This is a genomic window from Enterobacter cloacae complex sp. I2, from assembly GCF_014896205.1.
Classification (GTDB): domain Bacteria; phylum Pseudomonadota; class Gammaproteobacteria; order Enterobacterales; family Enterobacteriaceae; genus Enterobacter; species Enterobacter quasihormaechei.
Genome location: NZ_JADBRA010000016.1, coordinates 110,108 through 136,622 on the forward strand (window position 1 = coordinate 110,108; position 26,515 = coordinate 136,622).

24 protein-coding genes and 5 tRNA genes are annotated in these 26,515 nt (G+C 55.9%); 19 read left to right on the top strand and 10 right to left on the bottom strand.

What is annotated here, in order from left to right; all coding sequences use genetic code 11:
• Positions 1-28 precede the first annotated feature (28 nt).
• Complete coding sequence (gene fre / locus IM300_RS15230; RefSeq protein WP_006812340.1) at positions 29-730, top strand: NAD(P)H-flavin reductase; 702 nt, start codon at positions 29-31, stop codon at positions 728-730.
• 217 nt (positions 731-947) lie between these two features.
• Positions 948-2,567: an ABC-F family ATP-binding cassette domain-containing protein gene (locus tag IM300_RS15235; RefSeq protein ID WP_193037154.1), complete on the top strand. Its 1,620-nt coding sequence runs from the start codon at positions 948-950 to the stop codon at positions 2,565-2,567.
• A gap of 38 nt (positions 2,568-2,605) precedes the next feature.
• Here IM300_RS15235 and IM300_RS15240 read toward each other — a convergent pair whose 3' ends face one another.
• The gene (locus IM300_RS15240) at positions 2,606-2,893 is read right to left on the bottom strand and encodes an HTH-type transcriptional regulator (protein ID WP_063452196.1); all 288 of its coding nucleotides are present in this window, start codon (positions 2,891-2,893) and stop codon (positions 2,606-2,608) included.
• A gap of 331 nt (positions 2,894-3,224) precedes the next feature.
• Between IM300_RS15240 and IM300_RS15245 the strand changes: the two genes are divergently transcribed.
• Together IM300_RS15245 and cspA are read left to right on the top strand one after the other, a co-directional pair.
• Positions 3,225-3,935, top strand: coding sequence for a DUF3053 domain-containing protein (locus tag IM300_RS15245; RefSeq protein ID WP_063452198.1), 711 nt, complete (start codon positions 3,225-3,227; stop codon positions 3,933-3,935).
• A 245-nt stretch (positions 3,936-4,180) separates the two neighbouring features.
• A complete protein-coding gene (cspA, locus tag IM300_RS15250) occupies positions 4,181-4,393 on the top strand; it encodes an RNA chaperone/antiterminator CspA (protein ID WP_003860775.1) in 213 nt (70 codons plus the stop codon).
• 58 nt (positions 4,394-4,451) lie between these two features.
• Here cspA and ghrB read toward each other — a convergent pair whose 3' ends face one another.
• The 6 genes from ghrB to IM300_RS15280 all read right to left on the bottom strand — a co-directional run bounded on the left by ghrB (position 4,452) and on the right by IM300_RS15280 (position 10,439).
• Positions 4,452-5,426: a glyoxylate/hydroxypyruvate reductase GhrB gene (gene ghrB / locus IM300_RS15255; protein ID WP_131637261.1), complete on the bottom strand. Its 975-nt coding sequence runs from the start codon at positions 5,424-5,426 to the stop codon at positions 4,452-4,454.
• Between the two features lie 27 nt (positions 5,427-5,453).
• Positions 5,454-6,734, bottom strand: a complete 1,281-nt coding sequence (locus IM300_RS15260; protein ID WP_001089079.1) for an MFS transporter — start codon at positions 6,732-6,734, stop codon at positions 5,454-5,456.
• Positions 6,735-6,851: 117 nt separating this feature from the next.
• The gene (locus tag IM300_RS15265) at positions 6,852-7,790 is read right to left on the bottom strand and encodes a sugar kinase (protein ID WP_193037156.1); all 939 of its coding nucleotides are present in this window, start codon (positions 7,788-7,790) and stop codon (positions 6,852-6,854) included.
• Positions 7,791-7,793: 3 nt separating this feature from the next.
• Positions 7,794-8,543 carry a sugar phosphate isomerase/epimerase gene (locus tag IM300_RS15270; protein WP_193037158.1) on the bottom strand — a complete coding sequence of 250 codons (750 nt, stop codon included), beginning with the start codon at positions 8,541-8,543 and terminating at the stop codon, positions 7,794-7,796.
• Positions 8,544-8,645: 102 nt separating this feature from the next.
• Entirely contained in the window at positions 8,646-9,662 is a 1,017-nt protein-coding gene (locus tag IM300_RS15275) for a LacI family DNA-binding transcriptional regulator (protein WP_193037160.1), read from the bottom strand.
• A gap of 114 nt (positions 9,663-9,776) precedes the next feature.
• A complete protein-coding gene (locus tag IM300_RS15280) occupies positions 9,777-10,439 on the bottom strand; it encodes an OmpA family lipoprotein (RefSeq protein ID WP_063868886.1) in 663 nt (220 codons plus the stop codon).
• A gap of 164 nt (positions 10,440-10,603) precedes the next feature.
• Between IM300_RS15280 and IM300_RS15285 the strand changes: the two genes are divergently transcribed.
• A complete protein-coding gene (locus IM300_RS15285) occupies positions 10,604-12,931 on the top strand; it encodes a molybdopterin guanine dinucleotide-containing S/N-oxide reductase (protein ID WP_193037162.1) in 2,328 nt (775 codons plus the stop codon).
• Here IM300_RS15285 and IM300_RS15290 read toward each other — a convergent pair.
• Positions 12,900-13,340: an N-acetyltransferase gene (locus IM300_RS15290; protein WP_193037164.1), complete on the bottom strand. Its 441-nt coding sequence runs from the start codon at positions 13,338-13,340 to the stop codon at positions 12,900-12,902. The two genes, IM300_RS15285 and IM300_RS15290, sit on opposite strands and share 32 nt — an antisense overlap.
• Positions 13,318-13,899, bottom strand: a complete 582-nt coding sequence (tag, locus tag IM300_RS15295; protein WP_063868890.1) for a DNA-3-methyladenine glycosylase I — start codon at positions 13,897-13,899, stop codon at positions 13,318-13,320. The genes IM300_RS15290 and tag overlap by 23 nt, the downstream gene beginning before the upstream one ends.
• A 160-nt stretch (positions 13,900-14,059) precedes the next feature.
• Between tag and IM300_RS15300 the strand changes: the two genes are divergently transcribed.
• From IM300_RS15300 to dppF, 9 genes are all read left to right on the top strand, one after another.
• Complete coding sequence (locus IM300_RS15300; protein ID WP_193037166.1) at positions 14,060-14,602, top strand: lipase; 543 nt, start codon at positions 14,060-14,062, stop codon at positions 14,600-14,602.
• Between the two features lie 236 nt (positions 14,603-14,838).
• Positions 14,839-16,041 carry an MFS transporter gene (locus IM300_RS15305; RefSeq protein WP_063452207.1) on the top strand — a complete coding sequence of 401 codons (1,203 nt, stop codon included), beginning with the start codon at positions 14,839-14,841 and terminating at the stop codon, positions 16,039-16,041.
• Between the two features lie 237 nt (positions 16,042-16,278).
• Entirely contained in the window at positions 16,279-17,973 is a 1,695-nt protein-coding gene (gene eptB, locus IM300_RS15310) for a kdo(2)-lipid A phosphoethanolamine 7''-transferase (RefSeq protein ID WP_063868894.1), read from the top strand.
• A gap of 92 nt (positions 17,974-18,065) precedes the next feature.
• Positions 18,066-18,142, top strand: a tRNA-Pro gene (locus IM300_RS15315).
• Between the two features lie 621 nt (positions 18,143-18,763).
• Entirely contained in the window at positions 18,764-20,371 is a 1,608-nt protein-coding gene (gene dppA / locus IM300_RS15320; RefSeq protein WP_063452209.1) for a dipeptide ABC transporter periplasmic-binding protein DppA, read from the top strand.
• Positions 20,372-20,548: 177 nt separating this feature from the next.
• Positions 20,549-21,568, top strand: coding sequence for a dipeptide ABC transporter permease DppB (gene dppB, locus IM300_RS15325; RefSeq protein WP_022646696.1), 1,020 nt, complete (start codon positions 20,549-20,551; stop codon positions 21,566-21,568).
• A gap of 9 nt (positions 21,569-21,577) precedes the next feature.
• The gene (gene dppC / locus IM300_RS15330; RefSeq protein ID WP_063452210.1) at positions 21,578-22,480 is read left to right on the top strand and encodes a dipeptide ABC transporter permease DppC; all 903 of its coding nucleotides are present in this window, start codon (positions 21,578-21,580) and stop codon (positions 22,478-22,480) included.
• A gap of 10 nt (positions 22,481-22,490) precedes the next feature.
• Positions 22,491-23,474 carry a dipeptide ABC transporter ATP-binding protein gene (dppD, locus tag IM300_RS15335; RefSeq protein ID WP_193032467.1) on the top strand — a complete coding sequence of 328 codons (984 nt, stop codon included), beginning with the start codon at positions 22,491-22,493 and terminating at the stop codon, positions 23,472-23,474.
• Positions 23,471-24,484 (top strand): dipeptide ABC transporter ATP-binding subunit DppF, encoded by a 1,014-nt coding sequence (gene dppF, locus IM300_RS15340; RefSeq protein ID WP_063452212.1) that lies wholly within the window; start codon positions 23,471-23,473, stop codon positions 24,482-24,484. The genes dppD and dppF overlap by 4 nt, the downstream gene beginning before the upstream one ends.
• A gap of 41 nt (positions 24,485-24,525) precedes the next feature.
• On the opposite strand, the gene coaA is transcribed toward dppF, so the two are convergent.
• Positions 24,526-25,476: a type I pantothenate kinase gene (gene coaA / locus IM300_RS15345; RefSeq protein ID WP_063868899.1), complete on the bottom strand. Its 951-nt coding sequence runs from the start codon at positions 25,474-25,476 to the stop codon at positions 24,526-24,528.
• A gap of 317 nt (positions 25,477-25,793) precedes the next feature.
• Here coaA and IM300_RS15350 point away from each other — a divergent pair.
• The 5 genes from IM300_RS15350 to IM300_RS15370 all read left to right on the top strand — a co-directional run.
• Positions 25,794-25,869, top strand: a tRNA-Thr gene (locus tag IM300_RS15350).
• Positions 25,870-25,877: 8 nt separating this feature from the next.
• Positions 25,878-25,962 (top strand) — tRNA-Tyr (locus IM300_RS15355).
• A 116-nt stretch (positions 25,963-26,078) separates the two neighbouring features.
• A tRNA-Gly gene (locus IM300_RS15360) sits at positions 26,079-26,153 on the top strand.
• 6 nt (positions 26,154-26,159) lie between these two features.
• Positions 26,160-26,235: transfer RNA gene (locus IM300_RS15365), tRNA-Thr, on the top strand.
• 118 nt (positions 26,236-26,353) lie between these two features.
• Positions 26,354-26,515: GTP-binding protein (locus tag IM300_RS15370; RefSeq protein WP_001445782.1), on the top strand; the 162-nt coding region annotated here is incomplete at its 3' end.

A 26,515-nucleotide genomic window follows, 5' to 3' on the forward strand; every position in this document is an offset into this window, starting at 1 on the left:
CCTATAGACTTCCCGACAGAGAGAGCGAATGACAACCTTAAGCTGTAAAGTGACGTCGGTAGATGCTATTACCGACACCGTATATCGCGTCCGTTTGGTTCCTGAAGCGGCATTTTCATTCCGTGCCGGTCAGTACCTGATGGTCGTGATGGACGAGCGTGATAAGCGTCCTTTCTCTATGGCCTCAACGCCAGCAGAGCAGGAATTTATTGAGCTGCATATTGGTGCGTCTGAGCTTAACCTGTACGCGATGGCCGTGATGGACCGCATCCTGAAAGAGCGTGAAATCGTGGTCGATATTCCTCACGGTGAGGCCTGGCTGCGTGAAGACGAAGACCGTCCGCTGATCCTGATTGCCGGCGGTACGGGCTTCTCCTATGTCCGCTCTATTCTGTTAACGGCGCTGGCGCGTAATCCAAATCGCGATATCACCATCTACTGGGGCGGCCGTGAAGAGAAGCATCTTTACGATCTGTCTGAGCTGGAAGCGCTGAGCGTCAATCATCCAAACCTGCGCATCGAGCCGGTTGTCGAGCAGCCGGAAGAGGGCTGGCGCGGGCGCAGCGGTACGGTGCTGACCGCGGTATTGCAGGATCACGGGACGCTGGCGGGGCACGATATCTACATCGCCGGTCGCTTCGAAATGGCGAAAATTGCCCGCGACCTGTTCTGCAACGAGCGTGACGCGCGGGAAGATCGTCTGTTCGGCGATGCGTTTGCGTTTATCTGATTGAGAGACCCGCTTCGGCGGGTTTTTTTCACGCTGACAATGGCGCTGGTGAAAATTTAACCTTGAAACGGGCGGCGCATTGCCGTTATTCTTGTTCCCGTTAACTTTCGCCCTCAGGAGCGCCCCCCAAAAATGAACAAACACGACTGATGAATTTCGATCCTTGCTAAACGCACCGCGTCGGTAGGGGATGTTTTGATTTCATTCAGGAGTGCTTATGGCTCATTTTGCGCAGTCCCCCTCTTTTATTTTGCATCAGGTCACCTGTCAGTTTGCGACGGGCGATATCCTTTTTGGCCCTCTGTCTCTTTCTCTGGATGCGTCAGTGTGCGCGCTGGTTGGCCGCAACGGCAGCGGCAAAACGCGCCTGCTGCGGCTGCTGGCAGGTATTGATGAGCCCGCCAGCGGTCACATTGAGCGCTTTGCTACACACGCCTGTGTGGCGCAGCAGCAGGATATTTCTGCGGATACCACGCTTGCCGAACTGCTTGGCTACGACGCGATCTTTGCGGCGCGCACGCGCATCGACAGCGGTCATTATGAACCCGACGATCTGGACACGCTCGACGGCCACTGGGATCTGGCTGAACGGCTTAGCCGGGCTTTTATCGCGGCCTCGCTTCCACCTTTTGACCCGAATAAACCCGCGGCAGAGCTGAGCGGCGGCGAGCGCATTCGTGCCTTGCTGTGCGGTGCATTCACCGCAGATGCTGATTACCTGTTGCTGGACGAACCGACCAACCACCTCGACAGGCAGGGCCGCATGTGGTTCTACGAGCAGCTTGCCCGGTATCAGGGCGGGGTGCTGGTGGCCTCTCACGATCGGGAATTGCTGGCGCAGGTGCCGCGTATACTTGAACTGAGTGCTTCGGGCTTGCGCAGCTACGGCGGGAATTATGCTGACTATCGAACCCAGCGTGATGCCGAGCAGCAGGCCGCCCGCGCCGCGCTGGAGCATGCTGCCACCGAGCGCAAACGTACCCGAGCCCGTATGCATAAAGAGCATGACGACAGCCAGCGGCGTTCAGCCAAAACGCTTCGCAAGGTCGACAGCCTTAACATTGCCTCGTTTGAACGGGTCAAATACAAAGCAGCGGCGAAAGAGCGTATTGGTTCCTGGAAAAAACAGCATAGCGATCAAAATCATGCCCTGAACGCTGCGGTTAACCAGGCACGCGAGCGGGTTGAAGAGGATAACGCGGTGATGTTTACCCTGCCGGGCAGTCAAATTCCGGAAGGGAAACAGGTGCTGGTGCTGGAAGAACTGGTGCTTCCGCACGTGCCTGTCCCCCCGATCGGCTGGCGAATGGATGGCCCGATGCGTGTGGCGCTACGCGGGCCGAACGGCTGTGGAAAATCCACGCTGTTGAAAGTGATCCTGGGCGAAACCGCCCCTGTTACGGGAACCTGTAAGGTCTCCGTCAGGCATGCCTGTCTCGATCAGCATCTTTCCCGGCTGGATCTGTCTCAGTCGGTAATGACGCACCTCAGCCTTTGCAATACACCGCTCGAGGAGGGGGCGCTACGTACCCGTTTAGCGCAGCTTCAGCTGGGCGCGGAGAAAGTGACGCTGCCTCTGGCCGCGCTAAGCGGCGGCGAGCGCCTGAAGGCCGCGCTGGCCTGCGCGCTGTGGCGTGAAGAGGCGGCGCAGCTGTTGCTGCTGGATGAACCGACCAATCACCTCGATCTGGCCTCCGTGCAGGCCATTGAAGCGGCCCTGGCCGATTTCCCCGGCGCGCTGCTGGTGGTGTCCCATGATGAAGCGTTTTTGGCAGGATTAAAGCTGACGCATGAGCTGGTGTGGGAGGAGTCGGGATGGCGATGTGAAAGGCTCTAAACACAAGCCCCCGCAAGGGCGGGGGCAAACAAACTTTATCAGGCTAACTGCTTGCGAAGGTCAGGGTTTGCCTGGATCAGGCGCATCAGCTTTAGCTCGGCTGGGGTAGGTTTTTCACGTTTTGACTCCCACTCCAGCACCATCGCTACGCTGACACCCATCGCTCTTGCGAATTCATCTGTTTTCAGGCCCGACCCTTTACGTAAACGCTCAAATTCACTAAAAGGATTGGACTTTTGATTCAGGGTAATCGTCGGCGGTACGTCTTTAAAAATAATCTGTTCCAGGCTGCTCAGCAGCTCAAACTCAGGATCTTTTAATTCCATTGAGAACTCCTCATAAATCACACATCGGGATCATGAACATCAGAGAGCATGTTAAGAATAGTCCCTAAACCAAACACAGGATCGTCACGGCTGTGATTAATTGTGCGATCACGATCGCTTTAACCGTTTCAGCTATATGGATAGTTATGCTAATTACCTGATTAGTCATATGTAGGAATGAACAGGTATTTTTTTGTAAATAGTCAGTACAAAAACGGGAATACCCGTTTTGCATGAAAACTCTATCTTGCAAGGCTGACCTGGACTATCCTTGTCAGCGTTGGGCACGCGTGTGCCGGTGTGCGCTTTTTTGGGTGAAAGGAGTAATAAAATGGCGACAGGAAAGTCCTGCTCTCGCTGGTTTGCGCCTATTGCGGCGTTGTTGATGGTGGTTAGCCTGAGTGGGTGTTTCGATAAAGAAGGCGATCAGCGCAAAGCGTTTATCGATTTTCTACAGAATACAGTGATGCGTAGCGGCGAGCGTTTACCAACGCTGACTGCGGATCAGAAAAAACAGTTTGGTCCATTCGTGTCGGATTACGCCATTCTGTATGGCTATTCACAGCAGGTAAGCCAGGCGATGGATTCCGGTATCCGCCCGGTGGTGGATAGCGTGAACGCCATCCGCGTTCCACAGGATTATGTGACCCAGCGTGAACCGCTGCGCCAGTCCAACGGCGCGCTCGGGGTGCTGAGCCAGCAGCTGCAAAATGCCAAAATGCAGGCTGATGCCTCGCGTTCCGCGTTGAAGCAGGGCGAAGATCTGAAGCCGGTTTATGACCAGGTGTATGAGAAAGTGGTAACTAAACCGTCAAACGCCTTGCAGCCGTTGATCCCAGCGGCTCAGGTCTTTACTCAGCAGCTGGTTCAGGTAGGTGACTTTATCAGTGAGCAGGGTACGCAGGTGAGCTTCGTCTCTAACGGTATTCAGTTCCCGACCTCCCAGCAGGCGAGCCAGTACAATACGCTGATCGGGCCGCTCGCGTCCCAGCACCAGGCCTTTAGCCAGGCGTGGAGCGCAGCGGTCGCTGCAACCGAATAAGAAAAATCCCCGCTTCTGGCGGGGTTTTTTTTATGCTTAATGAAAATAACGCTTGTCATTCATCTACCACATCGGTATAACTATGTTCGTCGGTTTGTTACACAGACCTAAAGCAGTTTAGTAAAGCAGTCCAGATTGTTATCCATAGATACCCTTCGTAGTGACCCTTCCTTCATCGCTTAAAAATCTGTAACGCAATCCATCAAGCCGGAAGGCACAATATATTTGTTAATAAGGTAATTTCTATGTCTGCTAAAATGACTGGTCTGGTAAAATGGTTCAACGCTGATAAAGGTTTCGGCTTCATCACTCCTGACGATGGCTCTAAAGACGTGTTCGTACACTTCTCTGCTATCCAGAACGATGGCTACAAATCTCTGGATGAAGGTCAGAAAGTTTCCTTCACCATCGAAAGCGGCGCTAAAGGCCCAGCAGCTGGTAACGTTGTAAGCCTGTAAGCTTCCAACCCAGTAGCACAAAATTCAAAAACCCGCCTTCTGGCGGGTTTTTTCGTTTCTACTGTTGTATCTGTGGGTTAACGCAGTTTTTATCCACTTTACCGCTAAGCGCGGCAATCAGGTTATCCACTGCGGTCGCCGCCATGTTGTAACGTGTTTCGTGTGTCGCAGAGCCGATGTGAGGCAGGGCGACGACGTTGGGCATGGTCAGCAGCGGTGAATCCACCGGCAGCGGCTCCTGTTCAAACACGTCCAGCCCGGCGGCGTGGATCTCACCGTTTTGCAGTGCCTCAATCAGCGCCTTTTCATCTACCACCGGGCCGCGACCCGCGTTGATGAAAATGGCCGATTTCTTCATCTTTTCAAACGCCGCTTTGCCGATGAGATGACGCGTTTCATCCGTCAGCGGCAGGATCAGGCAGACAAAGTCGGCTTCCTGCAACAGCGTATCAAGCTCGCAGTAGCGGGCGTTGAAACGTTCTTCAGCTTCAACGTGATGACGGCGTGCGTTATACAGAATGGGCATGCTGAAGCCGAAATGGGCGCGCTGTGCCAGCGCCAGGCCGATACGCCCCATCCCCACAATCCCCAGCGTTTTGCCATGTACGTCCACGCCGAACCAGTCCGGGCCAATGCTTTTCGTCCATTCGCCCGCTTTCACGCGCTCGGCCACCTCCACCACGCGACGGGCGGTGCTGAGCACCAGCGCCATCAGCGTGTCGGCGACGGTTTCCGTCAGGGCATGAGGCGTGTGCATCAGCAGAACGTTGCGCGCGTTAAGCGCATCCACGTCGAAATTATCGTATCCCACAGAAACCGTTGAGGTGGCACGAAGTTTCGGCATTTTCTCCAGCAGCGCTGCATCCACCTTTTCGCTCGAACCCAGCAGGCCTTCGGCGCTGGCAAACGCGTCGGCATGCTGTGCCACGGTTTCCGGGCTGAGGTTCTTCACCCGGGTAACGGTAAAGTGTTCCTCCAGGCGTTTTTGCAGATCTTCAGGCAGTGCTTTGTACAAAATGACGGACGGCTTCATGCTAATCTCCGTTGATTTTAAAAGGGTTCAGGCGTGGCGCGCGCCGACGGGTAGCTGTTGATTATTAGCAGGCTTAACGATCAGAGTAAGCCATACCGAGGCAAAAAGCGCCACCCCCATAAAGATGTAAGAGGCCGACGGGCTGCCGGTTGCACCGTTCAGATAGCCAACAAACCACGAGCCGAAGAATGAACCCAGCGCGCCCATACTGTTGATCAAGGCCATCGCGCCCCCTGCGACGTTACGCGGCAGCATCTCCGGGATGATGGCAAAGAACGGACCATACGGGGCATACATGGCCGCACCCGCGATCACCAGCAGGGTATACGAGGCCCAGAAGTGGTTCGCGCCCACGGCCCAGGAGCCAATGAAGGCAAAAGCAGCGATCAGCAGCAGCGGCCAGACGAACAGCTTACGGTTTTGCAGCTTGTCCGATGCCCAGGAGACGATAATCATTGCGATGGTCGCAGCCAGATAAGGCACCGATGACAGCCAGCCCACTTCCACCATGCCAAGGTTTTCACCGCCGCTGCGGATAATCGACGGCAGCCACAGCACAAAGCCGTACACGCCAATACTCCAGGTAAAATACTGCGCGCACAGCAGGATCACGTTGCGGGAGCGGAAGGCTTCACCGTAGTTACGCACCGCTTTCAGCCCCTGCTGCTCTTTATCCAGCTGTGCCTGAAGTGCAGCCTTTTCGTCCTCCGAAAGCCATTTCGCCTGGGCTGGCTTATCTTTCACCAGCACCCACCAGCAGAAGGCCCAGATGATTGCGGGAACCCCTTCGATGATGAACATTTCTCGCCAGCCGAAGGACTGGATCAGGTAGCCGGACACCACCGACATCCACAGCACCGTGACCGGGTTACCGAGTATCAGGAAAGTATTGGCACGTGAACGCTCAGATTTTGTGAACCAGTTGCTGATGTAAATCAGCATTGCCGGCATCACTGCCGCTTCCACCACGCCGAGAATAAAGCGAATGGCAGCCAGTGCAGGAATGTTATTCACCACGCCGGTGAGGGACGCGCAGGCACCCCATAAGATCAGGCAGATGAAAATGAGCTTTCGCACGCTGCGGCGTTCAGCGTAAATCGCGCCGGGGATCTGAAAGAAGAAATAGCCCAGGAAGAAGAGGGCGCCCAGCAGGGAGGAAACCCCTTTGGTGATCCCGAGGTCTTCGTTGATCCCGGCGGCGGATGCAAAACTGAAGTTGGCACGATCAAGGTACGCCAGGCTGTACGTGATAAACACGATGGGCATGATGTACCACCAGCGTTTGACTGCATTGGTCGAACTGTTCATAGGCTTGCCTCTGTTGTTGAGGTTGTTACCGCCGTTGTCTGTAGGGTACACGGTGGCTTAATTATCTGGTGCGGATTGCTGCCCTCACCCTGGACCTCTCCCACCGGGAGAGGGAATTCAGACGCCGAGCTCTGCTCGTGTCGGTAATCCTTCGCTATCGCCCTGCACCTGGATCGCCAGCGAACCAATTTTGTTGCCCCGCGCCACGGCCTGCGACAGCGGTTTGCCTTCCAGCAGGGCGCTAATGACCCCGACGGCAAACCCATCGCCCGCGCCCACGGTATCGACCACGTTGTCGACTTTTACCGCTGCGACAGCGCCTTGCTCACCGTCGGCGGTTTTAAACCATGCGCCGTCGGCACCGGTTTTCAGCACTACAGCTTTTACCCCTCGGTTGAGGTAAAAATCCGCAATGCCTTCCGGCGTGGTCTCGCCAGTGAGGATCATTCCCTCTTTTACGCCCGGCAGTACCCAGTCCGCCTGAAACGCCAGTCGGTTGAGTTTCTCTACCATCTCCGCTTCGCTTTTCCACAGCACCGGACGAAGGTTCGGATCAAAGGAGATCGTTTTGCCCTGCGCTTTCATCGCCGACGCAGCATGATCCAGTAAATCGTACGAACTGGCCGAAAGCGCCGCCGCCACGCCGCTCAGGTGCAGATGGCGCGCGGAGGAGAAATAAGGGGCATGATAATCCTCTACGGAGAGATGGCTTGCTGCTGAGCCTTTGCGGAAATACTCAACGGTGGGATCGGTTCCATTTTCAACTTTCGATTTCAGCTGAAAGCCCGTCGGGAAGCGTCCGTCGAGCGTGACGCCTGCGGCATCAATGCCCTCTTTTTTCAGCGAGTCGAGAACGAAATGGCCAAAGCTGTCATTGCCCACGCGGCTCACCCAGCCGACATTCAGCCCCAGCCGCGCAAGGCCGGTAGCGACATTCAGCTCGGCGCCTGCCACGCGTTTGATAAAGTGTTCTACTGCGCTCAGCTCGGCCGTTTCGGTGGCGACAAACATCGCCATGGCCTCGCCGATGGTGATAACGTCCAGCGTCTTGTGCATGGTTTACTCCTCGCGCAACAGGTTGACGTAATGGCGGGTGACGGCGGTGAGATCCGTCCCTTCGAGCGGAAATTCGATACCGCGCGGCGCGTCGGCAGGCAGTTGATTAAGCAGATCCTGCCAGCGAGAATCGGTTTGATCCGGCGCGACGGCGCGGAACTGCGCCTTATGCGGGACCGCGGCTTTCACGTGAATATAGCTCACGGCGGGTGCCAGCTGACGCGCGGCCTCTTCCGGGGAGTCGCCGACCCACAGCCAGTTGCCCATATCGAACGTCAGCGTTACCGGCAGCGCCATCACCCGACAGGCGGCTTTGAAGCGCTGCATCGGGGCGAGCTGCCCGCAGTCTGTCTGGTCGTTTTCCACCACCAGCGTCATCCCGCTTTCATCCAGCAATGTCCGCAGATCTTCAAGGGGGTGTTTGTCGCTGAAATGACCCAGCGAGACCTTGAGCCATAGCGCGTTCAGGGTGCTGGCTTCGCGGAGGTAGCGGGGGAGATCCGGGTTGAGCGTGCCGTCGGGCATAAACAGGGGGGCCGGGGCGGAGTAGCATGCCAGTAAACCCAGCAGCTCAATGGACTCGCCGAGCGCAGGCAGCGCCATTAACTCGTCGCTGCTGAAGAGTTCGCGGCGGATTTCAACGCCATCAGCCCCTGCGCCAGCAATAACGGGAAGCATCGCCCGTTGCCCGCCTGCCTGTCGCACCCGATCCGCGCCATACGCGGCGGTGACCACCATTATTTTCCTGCTCATTTCCTGACTCCAACGCGTAATCGATAGTATTACGCTAGATGGAACCGGTTCCAAAGAAAAGAATGGGATGTTGAATTTATGATCGCTGTCACGAAGGGGATTTTAGCGAGCGGTAGAGCCGCGAACGATCAGCTCGCCGGAAAAAACCTGCTCGCGTACGGCATCGCGGGTGCCTTCAATACGGCGAACCACTTGCTCAACCGCGGCATAGCCGATTTGCCAGGTGGGTTGTTTGAGGGTGGTAATGCCCACGCCTGCAAGTTCTGCCCACTCCAGTTCATCAAAGCCGAGTAAGCCGATGTCGCTGCCCCAGTGCAGGCCGATGCGTTGAAGCGAGCGGGCAACCTGTAGCGTGAGCGCCCCGTTCGCGGAGATCACCGCCTTACGCATTCCCCGATGGCGGGTATGGAACTGGCGCAGGGTGTTATCCAGCAGCCCGGCTTCGTGCAGGGGAATTTCGGCATTTTCGGCGATCGCGCCGGGATATCGCGCCAGCGTGGAGCGAAATGCAGCCAGGCGGTCGCGACGGGTGTTAACCATGCCAAGCGGTTCGCTCAGGAACAGAATAGCTTCGAAACCCTGTTCGATAAGGTGCTCGGTGGCGGTGGTGGCGGCCTGGGTATTATCCAGCCCGACCACATCGCAGGCAAATTCCGGGATTTTGCGGTCAATAAGCACCATCGGGAGAGACGATTGTTGCAGGCGATTTAGCCCCTCTTCGCGCATCCCGACGGCATTGACCACGATCCCTTCCACCTGGTAGCTGCGTAGCAGATCGAGGTAATGCAGCTCCTGATCAACTTCGTTATTGGTGTTACAGACCAGCGGGGTAAAGCCTTTTTCCCGGCACGCCGCTTCGATGCCGCTGAGTACGTTAACGGAGTAGGGGTTAGTGATATCGGCGATGATAAGCCCAATCAGGCGGGTGCGACCACGCTTGAGGCCGCGCGCCATCAGGCTGGGACGGTAGTCGAGATCGGCAATGGCCTGTTCGATCCGCGCCAGCAGCGCATCGGAAAGCAGATGTTTCTCGCCGTTGAGGTAGCGCGAAATGCTGGTTTTACCGGTTTTGGCGGCTTTCGCCACGTCGCTGATGGTGGCCCGGGCTGGTTTGCTCATCGCTGATTTCCCTGAATTTAGTGAGAATACCTTAGCGGGAAAATCAACGATGGCAAGTGGTTCATGCCGGGGTGTGCGGTCTGTTGCCCTCACCCCGGCCCTCTCCCTCGGGGATTACTGAATCGGGCTCAACGTAATCTCTACGCGACGGTTTTGCGCTTTACCTTCCGCCGTGCTGTTGCTGGCGATAGGGTTGGCAGGGCCCATGCCGCTGGTGCGGATGCGGTTTGCTTCTACGCCCTGGGCGATCAGCGAGCTGGCCACGGAATCGGCGCGCTGCTGTGACAGACGCATGTTCAGATCCTGGCTGCCGGTGCTGTCGGTGTAGCCAATCACGTTCACGGCAGTTTTACTGTACTCTTTTAGCACCGCGGCCACACCGGTGAGGGTGTTCGCGCCCGCAGGTTTCAGCGTCGCGCTGCTGCTGTCAAAGGTCACGTTGTTTGGCATGTTCAGGATGATATTGTCACCGCTGCGCGTCACGCTCACGCCCGTACCTTTCATTTTGTCACGCAGCTTCGCTTCCTGCACATCCATGTAATACCCTACGCCACCGCCCAGGGCTGCGCCTGCCGCTGCGCCAATCAGCGCGCCTTTGCCGCGATCTTTCTTGGAGGAGGAGAGCGCGCCAACGCCAGCGCCGACAAGGGAACCAATACCCGCGCCAATACCGGATTTACCCGCTTCGCGTTCGCCGGTATAAGGGTTGGTTGTGCAGCCTGAAACAGCCAGTGCGCCGCTTACCAGAGCGGCAATTACGAGTACGCGTTTTTTCATCTTATTTCCTTAATCCTTTTTATTCTTTGCCACGACGGACGTGGCAGTGGATTATGACGTCCGAATACGGAGAAAATTCAGTGTATAACTCTGAAATTTGTCACAAACGATAAACTGCCTCAACGAAAGGCCGTCATACCTGCACGCAACCAGGAGCGCACGCTTTGAGCACCTCAACAAAAACCATTCTGACCGCCGCCCACTGGGGGCCGATGCTGGTCGAAACCGATGGCGACACAGTGCTGTCGTCTCGCGGGGCTTTGCCTTCGCGCCATCTCAACTCTTTACAGACCGTCGTTCGCGATCAGGTACACAGCAAAACCCGCGTACGCTGGCCGATGGTGCGTAAAGGCTTTCTGGCGTCACCGGATAAACCGCAGGGTGTGCGCGGGCAGGATGAGTTCGTTCGCGTGAGCTGGGACGATGCGCTGGCGCTAATCCATACGCAGCATAAACGCATCCGCGACAGCTATGGCCCGTCGTCCATTTTTGCCGGCTCCTATGGCTGGCGCTCGAACGGCGTGCTGCATAAGGCCGCCACCCTGCTGCAACGCTACATGAGCCTGGCCGGGGGCTACACCGGCCATCTGGGTGATTACTCGACCGGCGCAGCGCAGGCGATCATGCCTTACGTCGTGGGCGGCAATGAGGTTTATCAGCAGCAGACCAGCTGGCCGCTGGTGCTGGAGCATACCGACGTGGTGGTGCTGTGGAGCGCCAACCCGCTCAACACCCTGAAGATTGCCTGGAATGCGTCCGACGAGCAGGGCGTTTCCTACTTCGACGCGCTGCGCAAAAGCGGCAAGCGCATCATCTGTATCGATCCGATGCGTTCTGAAACCCTGGATTTCTTCGGCGACAGCGCCGAGTGGATCGCGCCCCATATGGGCACCGACGTGGCGATGATGCTGGGTATTGCCCATACCCTTGTAGAGAACGGCTGGCACGATACGGAATTTCTTACGCGCTGCACCACGGGCTTCGATAAATTTGCCGACTACCTGACGGGCCAAACCGACGGTGTCGCCAAAACCGCAGAGTGGGCCGCCGCGGTTTGCGGCGTTGATGCCGTTAAAATCCGCGAGCTGGCGGCGTTATTCCATAGCAACGTCACGATGCTGATGTCCGGCTGGGGAATGCAGCGCCAGCAGTTTGGCGAGCAAAAACACTGGATGCTGGTGACGCTCGCCGCGATGCTCGGGCAGATTGGCACGCCCGGCGGCGGTTTTGGGCTTTCCTATCACTTTGCCAACGGCGGTAACCCAACGCGTAAAGCGGCGGTGCTGGCGTCCATGCAGGGCTCAGTGCAGGGTGGCGTGGACGCGGTGGATAAAATTCCCGTGGCGCGCATTGTTGAGGCTCTGGAGAACCCGGGCGGGTTTTATCAGCACAACGGCCAGGATCGCCATTTCCCGGATATTAAGTTTGTCTGGTGGGCGGGCGGGGCCAACTTCACCCATCACCAGGATACCAACCGCCTGATCCGCGCCTGGCAGAAGCCGGAGCTGGTGGTGATCTCGGAGTGCTTCTGGACCGCTTCAGCGAAACATGCCGACATCGTGTTGCCCGCCACGACCTCGTTCGAGCGTAACGATCTCACCATGACCGGGGATTACAGCAACCAGCACATGGTGCCGATGAAGCGCGTCGTGGCCCCCCGGGATGAAGCGCGTGATGATTTTGACGTCTTTGCTGACCTGAGTGAATTATGGGAAGCGGGCGGGCGCGAGCGTTTCACCGAGGGCAAAACGGATCTGCAATGGCTCGAAACGTTTTACCAGATAGCCAGCCAGCGCGGGGCGACGCAGGGCGTGACGCTGCCGCCATTTGCTGAATTCTGGGAGGCGAATCAACTCTTCGAAATGCCGGAAAGCGAGCAGAACGCGCGGTTTGTGCGCTTTGCTGACTTCCGTCGCGACCCGGAAAATCACCCGCTTAAGACCGAGAGCGGGAAGATTGTGATCTACAGCGAACGCATCGCCAGCTTTGGCTACGCGGACTGTCCGCCGCATCCGGCATGGCTGGAGCCGGACGAATGGCATGGCAATGCGCAGCCGGGGCAGCTTCAGCTGCTGTCTGCCCATCCTGCCCATCGCCTGCACAGCCAGCTTAACTATTCGGCTCTGCGCGAGCAGTATGCGGTGGCTGGACGCGAGCCGATCGCGCTGAATAGCGATGACGCAAAGGCGCGGGGAATTAACGACGGCGATCTCGTGCGCGTCTGGAACGCGCGCGGGCAGGTGCTGGCTGGCGCCGTGGTAAGCGACGGGATCCGCCCTGGCGTGTTCTGCATTCATCAGGGCGCATGGCCGGATCTGGCGCTGGACGAGGGCGGTATTTGTAAGAACGGTGCCGTAAACGTGCTGACCAAAGATCTCCCCAGCTCGAAGCTGGGGAATGGCTGCGCGGGGAATACGGCGCTGGCATGGGTGGAGAAATATGAGGGGCCGGCGCTTACCCTTACGGCGTTTGATCCGCCTGCCAGCTCATGATCCACGTCGGGTGTTGGGTATCATCCTGCCAGGCGCTGTCTTCAATGCGAAAACCCTGAGCATGATAGAAATTCACCGCCCGCACGTTTTTCTGATACACCTCCAGAGTTAAATACGGGTAGTGCTGCTGAACGTGGTTCAGCAGCGCACGACCGATCCCCTTTCCGATGAACGCCGGGGCGACAAACAACGCCCCCACGAACTGGGACTGCATGACGCTGATAAAGCCGCGCAGCGTGCCGTTCTCCTCCCAGACCCAGGTTTCGGCGGCGGGAAGGTATTCATCCCGCACCAGCGCTTCGTTCGCTTTCCAGTAGCCAGCGTCGATAAACGGATGCGCCTCGGTAGTGCTCTCAAGCCACAGTCTCAGGAGCTGAGCGGTATTCTCACTGTGCCATTTGCGGATCATGGTGGCCCTCCGGGTGGCAGATGCAGCCCGTAATATGGTCATTGACCAGCCCGCAGGCCTGCATAAAGGAGTAACAAATGGTGGTGCCCACAAACTTAAAGCCGCGTTTTTTCAGTGCTTTCGACAGGGCATCCGAGGCGGGGGTCGAGGTTGGGATCTCCGCAAGCGTGGCGGCCCGCGTCACCTTCGGCTCGTTATCCACAAATGACCAGACAAATGCTGAGAAGGGTTCGCCGTTTTGCTCCATCGCCAGATAAGCGCGCGCGTTACCAATAATGGCCTGAATTTTACCGCGATGGCGGATGATACCGGGGTCCAGAACCAGCCTTTCCACGTCGTCGTCGGTCATGGCGGCCACCGCAGCCGGATCGAACCGGTGGAAGGCATTGCGGTAGTTCTCACGCTTTTTCAGAACGGTGATCCACGACAGCCCGGCCTGCTGGCCTTCAAGGCAAATCATTTCAAACAGTTTTTTACCGTCGGTTTCCGGTACGCCCCATTCCTTGTCGTGATAATCGATATAAAGCTGATCCTGGCTTACCCAGCCGCAACGTTGCATAGGTCATCTCCCTTCCTGATACGGTAAACGCAAAAATTTCAATCTGCCCGGCTTGACGTGTCTGCTAAAGAGACAATAGTTAATACAGGGCTATACGCCCTAATACCTCTTCGAACAATGACATATATCGCCGAACTCGGCTCTTTCTGGAGTCGCTTTGATGATGATAAAAAAAATCAGTGGTCGCCATGCTGCTTCTGGCCTGGTGGGTGTCTCAGCCTGCCTGCTTATAGGTAACACCGCTTTTGCGTGGCAACAGGAATATATCGTTTCAGATGCACAAAGTAATACGGCAGAACGCTATACATGGGACGCCGATCACCAACCTCGTTATGAAGATATTCTCGCGGAACGTATTAACCATTCGCAGAATGCTGCGGGCTTTGCCCTGAACGACCCCTTCGGTTCGGATGCGGAAACCGTTCTGAGCGTTGGCTGGAATTTTCCCGTGACGGGACATTTCACGACCGGGCCGGTCATGGCGTGGCGCTCTGATGGCACGCCTCCCGCAACGGTGATTGCGTATGGCGATACAACCACCACGCAGACGCTGACCGACCCCCTCTGGCATGCCAGCGTGAACTCGCTGGGGTGGCGTGTGGATACCCAGTACGGTGATATACACCCCTGGGCGAAGATCAGCTACAACCAGCAGTCGGAGGAAGAATATTTATATACCCTGGGCTTAAGCGCCAAATTTTAGGGTTGTTACTTTTTTAAACGCTGCGGTAACATATTTAATACAATAATGGCGCGGGTTGTGGCGATAGTGGTCACTCACATCTAAACGTTTTCTTCTCCGGCAAGGTCGTTCATTCCCGCTTCCAGGCATTTCATTCCGTTTCTCCTGCATTTCATGCCGTTTTACCCCTGGCGTTTTGGGGTTTTGTTTATCGTGTCCTCAGCGAATTTCCTTAATTTCTCTTGCAGGACACAGCCATGAACACATCAACCTATAACCGCACGCGCTGGCTGACGCTCTTCGGCACCATCGTGACCCAGTTCGCACTGGGCTCGGTCTATACCTGGAGCCTGTTTAACAGCGCCCTGTCTGATAAGCTCGGCGCGCCGATAAGCCAGGTGGCATTCTCCTTCGGCTTGCTGAGTCTTGGATTAGCGATTTCCTCTTCCGTGGCGGGCAAACTTCAGGAGCGCTTCGGCGTGAAGCGCGTGACCATGGCCTCCGGGATCCTGCTGGGCGTGGGCTTCTTCCTGACGGCACACTCTAACAACCTGATGATGCTGTGGCTGAGCGCCGGGGTGCTGGTAGGGCTGGCGGACGGCGCAGGTTACCTGCTGACGCTGTCGAACTGCGTGAAGTGGTTTCCGGAGCGTAAAGGGCTTATCTCCGCGTTTGCCATTGGTTCATACGGCCTGGGCAGCCTGGGGTTCAAATTCATCGACTCCCATCTGCTGGCCTCGGTGGGGCTTGAGAAAACTTTTATGATCTGGGGCGTGATTGTGCTGGTGATGATCCTCTTCGGCGCCACGCTGATGAAAGATGCCCCGCAGCAGGAAGTGAAAACCGTTAACGGCGTGGTGGAGAATGATTTCACCCTCGCACAGTCCATGCGTAAGCCGCAGTACTGGATGCTGGCGGTGATGTTCCTGACGGCCTGCATGAGCGGTCTGTATGTTATTGGCGTGGCGAAAGATATCGCGCAGGGGATGGTAAAACTGGATGCGGCGACGGCGGCAAATGCGGTAACGGTCATCTCCATCGCTAACCTCTCGGGTCGTCTGGTACTGGGTATTCTGTCTGACAAAATCGCCCGCATCCGCGTGATTACGCTGGGGCAGGTGATCTCCCTGGTGGGCATGGCGGCGCTGCTGTTTGCACCGCTGAACGAAGCGACCTTCTTTGCGGCGATTGCCTGCGTCGCCTTTAACTTCGGCGGCACCATTACCGTCTTCCCGTCGCTGGTGAGCGAGTTCTTTGGCCTGAACAACCTGGCGAAAAACTACGGCGTCATTTATCTCGGCTTCGGTATCGGCAGTATCTGCGGGTCGCTGATCGCCTCGCTGTTCGGTGGCTTCTACGTGACCTTCTGCGTGATATTTGCCTTGCTGATTATCTCGCTGGCGCTGTCGACCACGATTCGTCAGCCGCAGCGCGAGGCTTATAAAGAAGCGCATGCATGATTCGATGAAAAGGGGCCTCAGGGCCTCTTTTTTTATCTCAACATCACTTCCGGACTTGTTATTTTGTAAAAATCTTCATCAATCACACTCTCTGCTGCCACTTTTCTTTCCCGCTGTGGTCTACTTATCGCGCTTGTAGACGTTTCTTATAACGGTTTCGCTCGCATCTACTTACTCTGTCAGCTTTCTCACTGAGATTCGGCGGGTTTTTATACCCCTTCCCCCAGGGTTGTTTGCATGAAATATATTAGGTCTCTTACCCAGCAAAGATTGTGTCTGATGCTGGCTGTCTATATCGGTTTGTTTCTGAATGGCGCGGTACTGTTCAGACGCGTGGAAGGTTATTTCGAACACCTCACCGTAAGAAATGGAATTTTTGCCGTCATTGAAGTGTTTGGCTCTATCCTGGCAACCTTCTTCCTGTTACGCCTGCTCTCGCTTTTTGGCCGACGTACATGGCAAATTCTGGCCTCGCTGGTGGTGATTATCTCTGCCGCTGCAAGCTATTACATGACATTCATGAACGTGGTCATTGGCTACGGTATTGTCGCCTCGGTGATGACCACGGACATCGACCTCTCGAAAGAGGTGGTGGGTCAAGGGTTCATCATGTGGACGATTTTGACCTGCCTGATCCCGCTCTTCTTTATCTGGAGTAATACCTGCCGCTATACCCTGTTACGCCAGCTGCGTACCCGGGGACAGCGCATCCGCAACGTCGCCGTCGTTCTGCTGGCAGGCCTGCTGGTGTGGGCGCCGATTCGCCTGATGGAAAAACAGCAAAAACGCATCGAAAAAGCGACGGGCGTTGATATGCCGAGCTATGGCGGCGTGGTGGCTAACTCGTATCTGCCGTCCAACTGGCTGTCCGCGTTAGGTCTTTACGCCTGGGCACAGGCGGACGAATCCAGCGATGTGAAATCGCTGATTAACCCGACTAAAAAGTTCACCTACCAGGCGCCGGCTGACGGGCTGGATGATACATACGTGGTCTTCGTTATCGGCGAAACGACGCGCTGGGATCATATGGGTATGCTCGGCTATGACCGCGATACCACGCCGAAACTGTCGCAGGAGAAGAATCTGGTGGCTTACCGCGGCTATTCCTGCGATACCGCCACGAAGCTCTCGTTGCGCTGTATGTTTGTGCGTGAAGGCGGAGCGAGCGATAACCCGCAGCGTACCCTTAAAGAGCAAAACGTGTTTGCGGTTCTGAAGCAGCTTGGATTTAGCTCCGATCTGTTCGCCATGCAAAGTGAAATGTGGTTCTACACCAACACCATGGCGGATAACATCGCCTATCGTGAGCAGATTGGCGCCGAGCCGCGTAACCGTGGAAAGAACGTTGATGACATGCTGCTGCTCTCCGAGATGGAACAGTCGCTGAAAAACCATCCGCAGGGTAAGCACCTTATCGTTCTGCATACCAAAGGATCACACTACAGCTATTATCAGCGTTACACGCGTGATTTCGCCAAATGGACCCCTGAGTGCGTCGGCATTAACAAAAACTGTAGCAAGCAGGAGCTGATTAATGCCTATGATAACTCGATTCTGTATGTGGATACCTTCCTCAGCCGGGTGATCGACCAGCTTCGCGATAAGAAAGCGATTGTGATTTACGCGGCCGATCACGGCGAATCCATCAACGAGAAAGAGCATTTGCACGGCACGCCGCGCAAGCTGGCGCCGCCTGAGCAGTTCCGCGTGCCGATGATCATGTGGATGTCGGATAAGTACCTGGAAAACCCGGACAAAGCCAAAATGTTTGCCCATCTGAAGCAGCAGGCAGAGATTAAGGTTCCGCGCCGTCACGTTGAGCTCTACGACACCATTATGGGCTGTCTCGGCTACACCTCACCGAACGGTGGGATTAACGAAAACAACAACTGGTGTAAACTCCCTGATAACACCACAAAAGCCGCGCAGTAGCTGGTCTGGCGAGAATATCGCCAGTTGAATGGCTTTTTGAAAATAAGGGATTGACGAGGGGCGCACCTCAGCAGTAAGATGCGCTCCGCATTCGGCGAGTAGCGCAGCTTGGTAGCGCAACTGGTTTGGGACCAGTGGGTCGGAGGTTCGAATCCTCTCTCGCCGACCACATTCTAAAAAGGGCTAACCGCAAGGTTAGCCCTTTTTGCATTAACGCGTTACCCCGCCCGAGCCCCCAAAATATCCCTTAGCGCTGCTTCCCCCTGCCTGCTTGCGGTTTTGTGACATAATCCATTGTATTTTTTTATATATAGTTTGATCTTTTTTCGCGTTGCTTATGGATAACCTCAGCATTTTTCGCTGTGCGTTTTAACGTTCGCGGTATTTAGTGCTCAGATAATCACCATTCCGTAAGAAAATTTACCCAATCTGGATAAAACTTAATCACTGAGTGTTGCGAAATATGAAGTTAATTGTGCTGCATCATGGCGAGTAGCATAAATTTCTCTGCTGAAAACTGGCATTCAGGGTTTTTTTAATCTTTGTTTGCGGTTTCTCACACTCCACGTAAATCCCCGCCACCTGTATTGACGTTTTCACATTCTGTTGACAGATTGTAGGGCACGAGGGGCATTTCAGGGAGGATCTGCGCTGCAACTCAAACGCTCTTCTGAAAGGATTCTCTATCCCTTTTAACGCCTTCGGGCATCACCGACCGGACCGGGTAAAAAATAAATAAAGGTCAGGCGGCGTAACACAACAAAGCAAAACATCACATTGGAGCACAATAATGAGTATTTCCTTGAAGAAGTCAGGGATGCTGAAGCTTGGTCTGAGTCTGGTGGCCATGACCGTTGCAGCAAGCGTACAGGCAAAAACCCTGGTTTACTGTTCTGAGGGCTCTCCGGAAGGCTTTAACCCACAGCTCTTTACCTCTGGTACGACTTACGACGCAAGCTCTGTACCGATCTATAACCGTCTGGTTGAATTTAAAACCGGCACCACGGAAGTCATTCCTGGCCTGGCTGAAAAGTGGGATATCAGCGAAGACGGTAAAACCTATACCTTCCACCTGCGCCAGGGCGTGAAGTGGCAGGACAGCAAAGAATTTAAACCTACGCGCGACCTTAACGCCGACGACGTGGTGTTCTCCTTCGACCGTCAGAAAAATGCCCAGAACCCGTACCATAAGGTCTCTGGCGGCAGCTATGAATACTTCGAAGGGATGGGCCTGCCGGACCTGATCGCTGAAGTGAAGAAAGTGGACGATAAAACCGTTCAGTTCGTGCTGACGCGTCCGGAAGCGCCATTCCTGGCTGACCTGGCCATGGACTTCGCCTCTATTCTCTCTAAAGAGTACGCGGACAACATGCTGAAAGCCGGCACCCCGGAAAAAGTGGACCTGAACCCAATCGGTACCGGCCCGTTCCAGCTGCTTCAGTACCAGAAAGATTCGCGTATTCTGTATAAAGCCTTCCCGGGTTACTGGGGCACCAAGCCACAGATCGACCGTCTGGTCTTCTCCATCACGCCTGATGCATCCGTGCGTTATGCAAAATTGCAGAAAAACGAATGTCAGGTGATGCCGTATCCAAACCCGGCTGACATCGCGCGCATGAAGCAGGACAAAAACATCAACCTGATGGAGCAGGCGGGCCTGAACGTGGGTTATCTCTCCTTCAACACCGAGAAGAAACCGTTCGATGACGTGAAAGTGCGTCAGGCGCTAACCTACGCGGTGAACAAAGAAGCGATCATCAAAGCCGTTTACCAGGGCGCGGGCGTTGCAGCCAAGAACCTGATCCCACCAACCATGTGGGGCTATAACGACGACATCAAGGACTACACCTACGATCCTGAGAAAGCGAAAGCGCTGCTGAAAGAAGCGGGCCAGGATAAAGGCTTCACCGTGGAGCTGTGGGCGATGCCGGTACAGCGTCCATACAACCCGAACGCACGCCGTATGGCGGAAATGGTTCAGGCTGACTGGGCGAAGATTGGCGTACAGGCCAAGATTGTGACCTACGAGTGGGGCGAGTACCTGAAGCGCGCCAAAGCGGGTGAGCACCAGGCGGTCATGATGGGCTGGACCGGTGACAACGGGGATCCGGACAACTTCTTCGCCACCCTGTTCAGCTGTGCGGCAGCGAAAGACGGTTCCAACTACTCTCGCTGGTGCTACAAGCCGTTTGAAGACCTGATCCAGCCGGCGCGTGCGACCGACGATCACAACAAACGTATTGAACTGTACAAGCAAGCGCAGGTTGTCATGCACGATCAGGCTCCGGCGCTGATTGTTGCTCACTCCACCGTGTACGAGCCAGTGCGTAAAGAAGTCAAAGGCTACGTGGTTGATCCACTGGGCAAACACCACTTCGAAAACGTGTCTGTTGAATAATTAAAAGCAACGCCAGGCGGCGCTGCGTTTGCACTGGCCTACGGTATGTAGGCCGGGTAAGCGTAGCGCCACCCGGCAGCAGTGCTTTATTCCCTCCCCATCAGATGAGGGGATAAGATTTGTGAGCAATACAGACGTCACGCCACTGGGCGTGCGTCATCAGAGAGAATCCGGGTTATGTTGCAGTTCATCCTCCGACGTCTGGGACTGGTTATCCCGACGTTTATCGGTATCACCCTTCTCACTTTTGCCTTCGTCCATATGATCCCGGGTGATCCGGTGATGATTATGGCGGGCGAGCGTGGTATCTCCCCTGAACGTCATGCGCAACTGCTGGCTGAACTCGGCCTTGATAAGCCGATGTGGCAGCAGTACCTCCACTATATCTGGGGCGTCTTGCACGGCGATTTAGGCATTTCACTGAAAAGCCGACTTCCGGTGTGGGACGAGTTCGTGCCGCGTTTCCAGGCGACGCTTGAACTGGGCATCTGCGCCATGATCTTTGCGACCGCGGTGGGGATTCCCGTTGGCGTACTGGCTGCTGTTAAGCGTGGCTCTATTTTCGACCACACCGCCGTTGGCCTGGCACTGACCGGCTATTCCATGCCTATCTTCTGGTGGGGCATGATGCTGATCATGCTGGTATCGGTGCAGTGGAATCTGACGCCGGTCTCCGGACGCGTCAGCGACATGGTCTTCCTTGACGACACCAACCCGTTAACCGGCTTCATGCTGATTGATACGGCGATCTGGGGCGAAGAGGGCAACTTCATTGATGCGGTTGCGCACATGATCCTGCCCGCAATGGTGCTGGGCACCATACCTCTGGCGGTGATCGTGCGTATGACCCGTTCTTCCATGCTGGAAGTGCTTGGCGAAGACTATATTCGTACTGCCCGCGCCAAAGGCCTGACCCGTATGCGCGTCATCATTATTCATGCCCTGCGTAACGCGATGCTGCCGGTGGTTACCGTTATCGGTTTGCAGGTGGGTACGCTGCTGGCGGGGGCGATCCTGACCGAAACCATCTTCTCCTGGCCGGGCCTCGGACGCTGGCTGATTGACGCGCTGCAACGCCGTGACTATCCGGTGGTGCAGGGTGGTGTACTGCTGGTCGCGACGATGATTATCCTCGTCAACCTGCTGGTCGATTTGCTGTACGGCGTGGTGAACCCGCGTATTCGTCATAAGAAGTAAGGGGCCATCATGTCACAAGTTACTCAAAATAAAGCGGTCTCTGCGCCGGTGCCTATGACGCCAATGCAGGAGTTCTGGCACTACTTCAAGCGCAACAAAGGCGCGGTCGTCGGGCTGGTGTATGTTTCCATCATGATCCTGATTGCGGTGTTTGCGAACTTCCTCGCCCCGTATAACCCGGCGGATCAGTTCCGCGATGCGCTGCTCGTGCCGCCAGTCTGGCAGGACGGCGGCAGCGTTGCCCATCTGCTGGGCACCGATGACGTGGGCCGCGATGTGCTGTCGCGCCTGATGTACGGCGCGCGCCTGTCGCTGCTGGTTGGCTGCCTCGTGGTGGTGTTGTCGCTGATCATGGGCGTGGTGCTCGGCCTGGTGGCGGGCTACTTCGGCGGCATCGTTGATAACGTCATCATGCGTATCGTCGATATCATGCTGGCATTGCCTAGCCTGCTGCTGGCGCTGGTGCTGGTGGCGGTCTTCGGCCCGTCGATAGGTAACGCCGCGCTTGCGCTGACGTTTGTTGCGCTACCGCACTACGTGCGTTTAACCCGTGCGGCGGTGCTGGTGGAAGTGAACCGCGATTACGTTACCGCTTCTCGCGTGGCGGGTGCCGGTGCGATGCGCCAGATGTTCATTAATATCTTCCCGAACTGCCTTGCGCCGCTGATCGTTCAGGCGTCGCTCGGTTTCTCTAACGCCATTCTCGATATGGCCGCTCTTGGCTTCCTTGGCATGGGTGCGCAGCCGCCAACACCGGAGTGGGGCACCATGCTCTCCGACGTGTTGCAGTTCGCGCAAAGCGCCTGGTGGGTCGTCACCTTCCCGGGTCTGGCGATTCTGCTGACGGTGCTGGCATTTAACCTGATGGGTGATGGTCTGCGTGATGCGCTTGATCCCAAACTGAAGCAGTAAGAGGCACGAGATGGCGTTATTAAATGTAGATAAATTATCCGTGCACTTCGGCGACGAAGGCACACCGTTTCGCGCCGTGGACCGTATTAGCTACAGCGTAAATCAGGGCGAAGTGGTTGGTATCGTTGGGGAGTCTGGCTCGGGTAAATCCGTCAGCTCGCTGGCGATCATGGGGCTGATTGATTACCCTGGCCGCGTGATGGCGGAAAGTCTGGCATTCAACGGTCAGGATCTGAAGCGTATTTCCGAGAAACAACGCCGCCAACTGGTGGGCGCGGAAGTGGCAATGATCTTCCAGGACCCCATGACCAGCCTGAACCCGTGCTACACCGTCGGTTTCCAGATTATGGAAGCCATTAAGGTGCATCAGGGCGGCAATAAGAAAACCCGACGTCAGCGCGCTATCGATCTGCTGACGCAGGTGGGTATTCCCGATCCGGCATCGCGTCTGGACGTTTACCCGCATCAGCTCTCCGGCGGGATGAGCCAGCGCGTGATGATCGCCATGGCTATCGCCTGTCGGCCAAAGCTGCTGATTGCGGATGAACCGACAACCGCGCTGGACGTGACCATCCAGGCGCAAATCATCGAGCTGCTGCTGGAGTTGCAGCAGAAAGAGAACATGGCGCTGGTGCTGATTACGCACGACCTGGCGCTGGTGGCGGAAGCGGCACACAAAATCATTGTGATGTATGCGGGCCAGGTGGTGGAGACCGGAAGTTCGCACGATATCTTCCGCGCGCCACGTCATCCGTATACGCAGGCACTGCTGCGCGCGCTGCCGGAGTTTGCTCAGGACAAGGCGCGTCTGGCGTCGCTGCCGGGCGTGGTTCCGGGCAAATACGACCGTCCGCAGGGCTGTCTGCTTAATCCGCGCTGCCCGTATGCCACGGACAAATGCCGCGTTGACGAGCCAGAGCTGAATCTGCTGGCCGACGGTCGACAGTCAAAATGCCACTACCCACTCGATGATGCCGGGAGGCCAACACTATGAGTACGCACCAGGCCACCACGCAACAGCCGCTGTTGCAGGCTATCGACCTGAAAAAACATTACCCGGTGAAGAAGGGGATTTTTGCTCCTGAACGCCTGGTGAAAGCGCTGGACGGCGTCTCCTTTAGCCTCGAACGCGGTAAAACGCTGGCGGTAGTAGGGGAGTCAGGCTGCGGGAAATCCACGCTGGGCCGTCTGTTGACGATGATTGAAACGCCCACCGGCGGTGAGCTTTACTATCAGGGCCAGGATCTGCTCAAGCACGATCCGCAGGCGCAGAAGCTGCGTCGTCAGAAAATCCAGATCGTGTTTCAGAACCCGTACGGCTCTCTGAACCCGCGAAAGAAAGTCGGGCAAATTCTGGAAGAGCCGCTGCTGATTAACAGCAGTCTGAGCAAAGAGCAGCGTCGTGAAAAAGCGCTGGCGATGATGGCGAAGGTGGGCCTTAAAACCGAGCATTACGATCGCTATCCGCACATGTTCTCTGGCGGCCAGCGCCAGCGTATTGCCATCGCCCGCGGTTTGATGCTTGATCCGGACGTGGTGATCGCCGATGAACCCGTCTCAGCGCTCGACGTGTCCGTGCGCGCGCAGGTGCTTAACCTGATGATGGATTTGCAGCAGGATCTGGGGCTGTCGTACGTGTTCATCTCGCACGATCTGTCCGTGGTTGAGCACATTGCCGATGAGGTGATGGTGATGTACCTGGGGCGCTGCGTGGAGAAGGGAACGAAAGATCAGATCTTTACTAACCCGCGTCACCCGTACACCCAGGCGCTGCTGTCTGCGACGCCGCGGCTTAATCCGGATGACCGCCGTGAGCGAATCAAACTGACCGGCGAGCTGCCGAGCCCGCTGAACCCGCCGCCGGGCTGCGCGTTCAACGCCCGCTGCCGTCGCCGCTTTGGTCCGTGCACGCAGTTGCAGCCACAGCTGAAGGATTATGGTGGACAGCTGGTGGCCTGCTTCGCGGTCGATCAGGATGAAAACGGCGAAAAGCCGCAGGCATAAAAAAAAAACCGGCGATAAGCCGGTTTTTTTACGTCTGAGGTCTACTTCCGTAGCCGAATCTGGTCGACGGCGTGTTTCTCGCTCTTGGTGAGGATCAGGCTTGCACGTTCGCGCGTCGGCAGGATGTTCTCTTTCAGGTTTACGTAGTTGATCTCATTCCATAGCCCTGTCGCCACGTTGATAGCCTCTTCTTCAGAGAGCTGGGCGTAGTTATGGAAGTAGGAATCCGGGTCGGTGAACGCCCCTTCGCGGAACTTCAGGAAGCGGTTGATATACCAGCGTTGCAGCAGTTCTTCCGGCGCATCCACGTAAATTGAGAAGTCGACGAAGTCAGAGACAAACACGTGATGCGGATCGTGAGGATAATCCATCCCGCTTTGCAGAACGTTTAACCCTTCCAGAATCAGGATGTCGGGCTGCACAACCGTTTTGTCGCCATCCGGGATACGGTCGTAAATCAGATGCGAGTAAACCGGTGCGGTGACGTTAGGCACGCCCGATTTTAAATCAGAGACAAACTTCACCAGGCGGTGCATATCATAAGAGAGCGGGAAGCCCTTCTTCTTCATCAGGCCGCGTTCTTTCAACACCTCATTGGGATGCAGGAAGCCATCGGTGGTGATCAGCTCCACGCTGCGGTGCTCCGGCCAGCGGCTCAGCAGCGCCTGTAGCACGCGCGCGGTGGTACTTTTACCCACTGCCACGCTGCCCGCAATACTGATGATATAAGGAATACGTTGACCGTTCGTGCCGAGGAACTGTTCCAGCACGGCCTGACGACGCAAATTGGAGCTGATATAGAAGTTAAGCAAGCGGGAGAGGGGGAGATAGATTTCTGCCACCTCTTCCAGGGAGAGATCTTCGTTTATCCCTTTTAGCCGTGCGATTTCACCTTCCGTCAGCGTCATAGGGACGGAGTCACGCAGGGCTGCCCACTGGCTACGGTTAAACTGAAGATAGGGCGTCATTAACGTTTGCTCTTTTTTGCTCATAAGCATGCTTTTGTGAACCATCACGAAACGGCGGGTGCGGGCTCATCACATAGTTAATTTTGGACAATGGGCAGGAGGTTAACACCAGATGAGAGGAATAATAAGAAAAAATATGGGAAAGCGATGCTTAACCGGATAGGTATCACCTGGGGCTATAGCGTGCCGAAATCAGCCGTTCATGTTGAATTTTTAACCGTGAGCGGATGAATTTACAGCGGTTAGCCCTGGTTTCGAATAAAATGTGAGCGAAAGAACGTTTTATGCAATTTTTTAGTTGCATGACTGCGCAGGTCTCCATAGAATGCGCGCTACTTGATGCCGACTTAGCTCAGTAGGTAGAGCAACTGACTTGTAATCAGTAGGTCACCAGTTCGATTCCGGTAGTCGGCACCATCAAGTCCGGTGGGGTTCCCGAGCGGCCAAAGGGAGCAGACTGTAAATCTGCCGTCACAGACTTCGAAGGTTCGAATCCTTCCCCCACCACCACTTTCTGGCAGCGTCAACGCCGCCGGAGCTGGTTGGAAAAATTGACCAGCTCGAACAGAAAAGAGAGAAATCTCTTTTTTTGTTACAGAAAGAACTGGGTAGCCGAGTTTCAGGATGCGGGCATCGTATAATGGCTATTACCTCAGCCTTCCAAGCTGATGATGCGGGTTCGATTCCCGCTGCCCGCTCCAATACGTGCTGATATGGCTCAGTTGGTAGAGCGCACCCTTGGTAAGGGTGAGGTCCCCAGTTCGACTCTGGGTATCAGCACCACTTCACTTCTCCCTCCCTTTCTCTCTGTTTCAATGTAAATGTATTCAACAGTTCAGGCATTTTCGCCTGGTTGATGTGGTGATATCACCGATTTATCCGTGTCTTAGAGGGACAATCGATGTCTAAAGAAAAGTTTGAACGTACAAAACCGCACGTTAACGTCGGTACTATCGGCCACGTTGACCATGGTAAAACAACGCTGACCGCTGCAATCACTACCGTACTGGCTAAAACCTACGGCGGTGCTGCTCGTGCTTTCGACCAGATCGATAACGCACCA

Bases quoted from the DNA above. Each gene is read 5' to 3' on its own strand.
- coaA (WP_063868899.1), bottom strand. From the start codon at position 25,476: ATGAGCAAAAAAGAGCAAACGTTAATGACGCCCTATCTTCAGTTTAAC.
- dppC (WP_063452210.1), top strand. From the start codon at position 21,578: ATGTCACAAGTTACTCAAAATAAAGCGGTCTCTGCGCCGGTGCCTATG.
- dppB (WP_022646696.1), top strand. From the start codon at position 20,549: ATGTTGCAGTTCATCCTCCGACGTCTGGGACTGGTTATCCCGACGTTT.
- eptB (WP_063868894.1), top strand. From the start codon at position 16,279: ATGAAATATATTAGGTCTCTTACCCAGCAAAGATTGTGTCTGATGCTG.
- IM300_RS15270 (WP_193037158.1), bottom strand. From the start codon at position 8,543: ATGAGCAGGAAAATAATGGTGGTCACCGCCGCGTATGGCGCGGATCGG.
- IM300_RS15290 (WP_193037164.1), bottom strand. From the start codon at position 13,340: ATGATCCGCAAATGGCACAGTGAGAATACCGCTCAGCTCCTGAGACTG.
- IM300_RS15260 (WP_001089079.1), bottom strand. From the start codon at position 6,734: ATGAACAGTTCGACCAATGCAGTCAAACGCTGGTGGTACATCATGCCC.
- dppF (WP_063452212.1), top strand. From the start codon at position 23,471: ATGAGTACGCACCAGGCCACCACGCAACAGCCGCTGTTGCAGGCTATC.
- ghrB (WP_131637261.1), bottom strand. From the start codon at position 5,426: ATGAAGCCGTCCGTCATTTTGTACAAAGCACTGCCTGAAGATCTGCAA.
- fre (WP_006812340.1), top strand. From the start codon at position 29: ATGACAACCTTAAGCTGTAAAGTGACGTCGGTAGATGCTATTACCGAC.
- IM300_RS15265 (WP_193037156.1), bottom strand. From the start codon at position 7,790: ATGCACAAGACGCTGGACGTTATCACCATCGGCGAGGCCATGGCGATG.
- tag (WP_063868890.1), bottom strand. From the start codon at position 13,899: ATGCAACGTTGCGGCTGGGTAAGCCAGGATCAGCTTTATATCGATTAT.
- IM300_RS15280 (WP_063868886.1), bottom strand. From the start codon at position 10,439: ATGAAAAAACGCGTACTCGTAATTGCCGCTCTGGTAAGCGGCGCACTG.
- dppD (WP_193032467.1), top strand. From the start codon at position 22,491: ATGGCGTTATTAAATGTAGATAAATTATCCGTGCACTTCGGCGACGAA.
- IM300_RS15275 (WP_193037160.1), bottom strand. From the start codon at position 9,662: ATGAGCAAACCAGCCCGGGCCACCATCAGCGACGTGGCGAAAGCCGCC.
- IM300_RS15300 (WP_193037166.1), top strand. From the start codon at position 14,060: ATGATGATAAAAAAAATCAGTGGTCGCCATGCTGCTTCTGGCCTGGTG.
- IM300_RS15305 (WP_063452207.1), top strand. From the start codon at position 14,839: ATGAACACATCAACCTATAACCGCACGCGCTGGCTGACGCTCTTCGGC.
- cspA (WP_003860775.1), top strand. From the start codon at position 4,181: ATGTCTGCTAAAATGACTGGTCTGGTAAAATGGTTCAACGCTGATAAA.
- IM300_RS15245 (WP_063452198.1), top strand. From the start codon at position 3,225: ATGGCGACAGGAAAGTCCTGCTCTCGCTGGTTTGCGCCTATTGCGGCG.
- IM300_RS15240 (WP_063452196.1), bottom strand. From the start codon at position 2,893: ATGGAATTAAAAGATCCTGAGTTTGAGCTGCTGAGCAGCCTGGAACAG.
- IM300_RS15235 (WP_193037154.1), top strand. From the start codon at position 948: ATGGCTCATTTTGCGCAGTCCCCCTCTTTTATTTTGCATCAGGTCACC.
- dppA (WP_063452209.1), top strand. From the start codon at position 18,764: ATGAGTATTTCCTTGAAGAAGTCAGGGATGCTGAAGCTTGGTCTGAGT.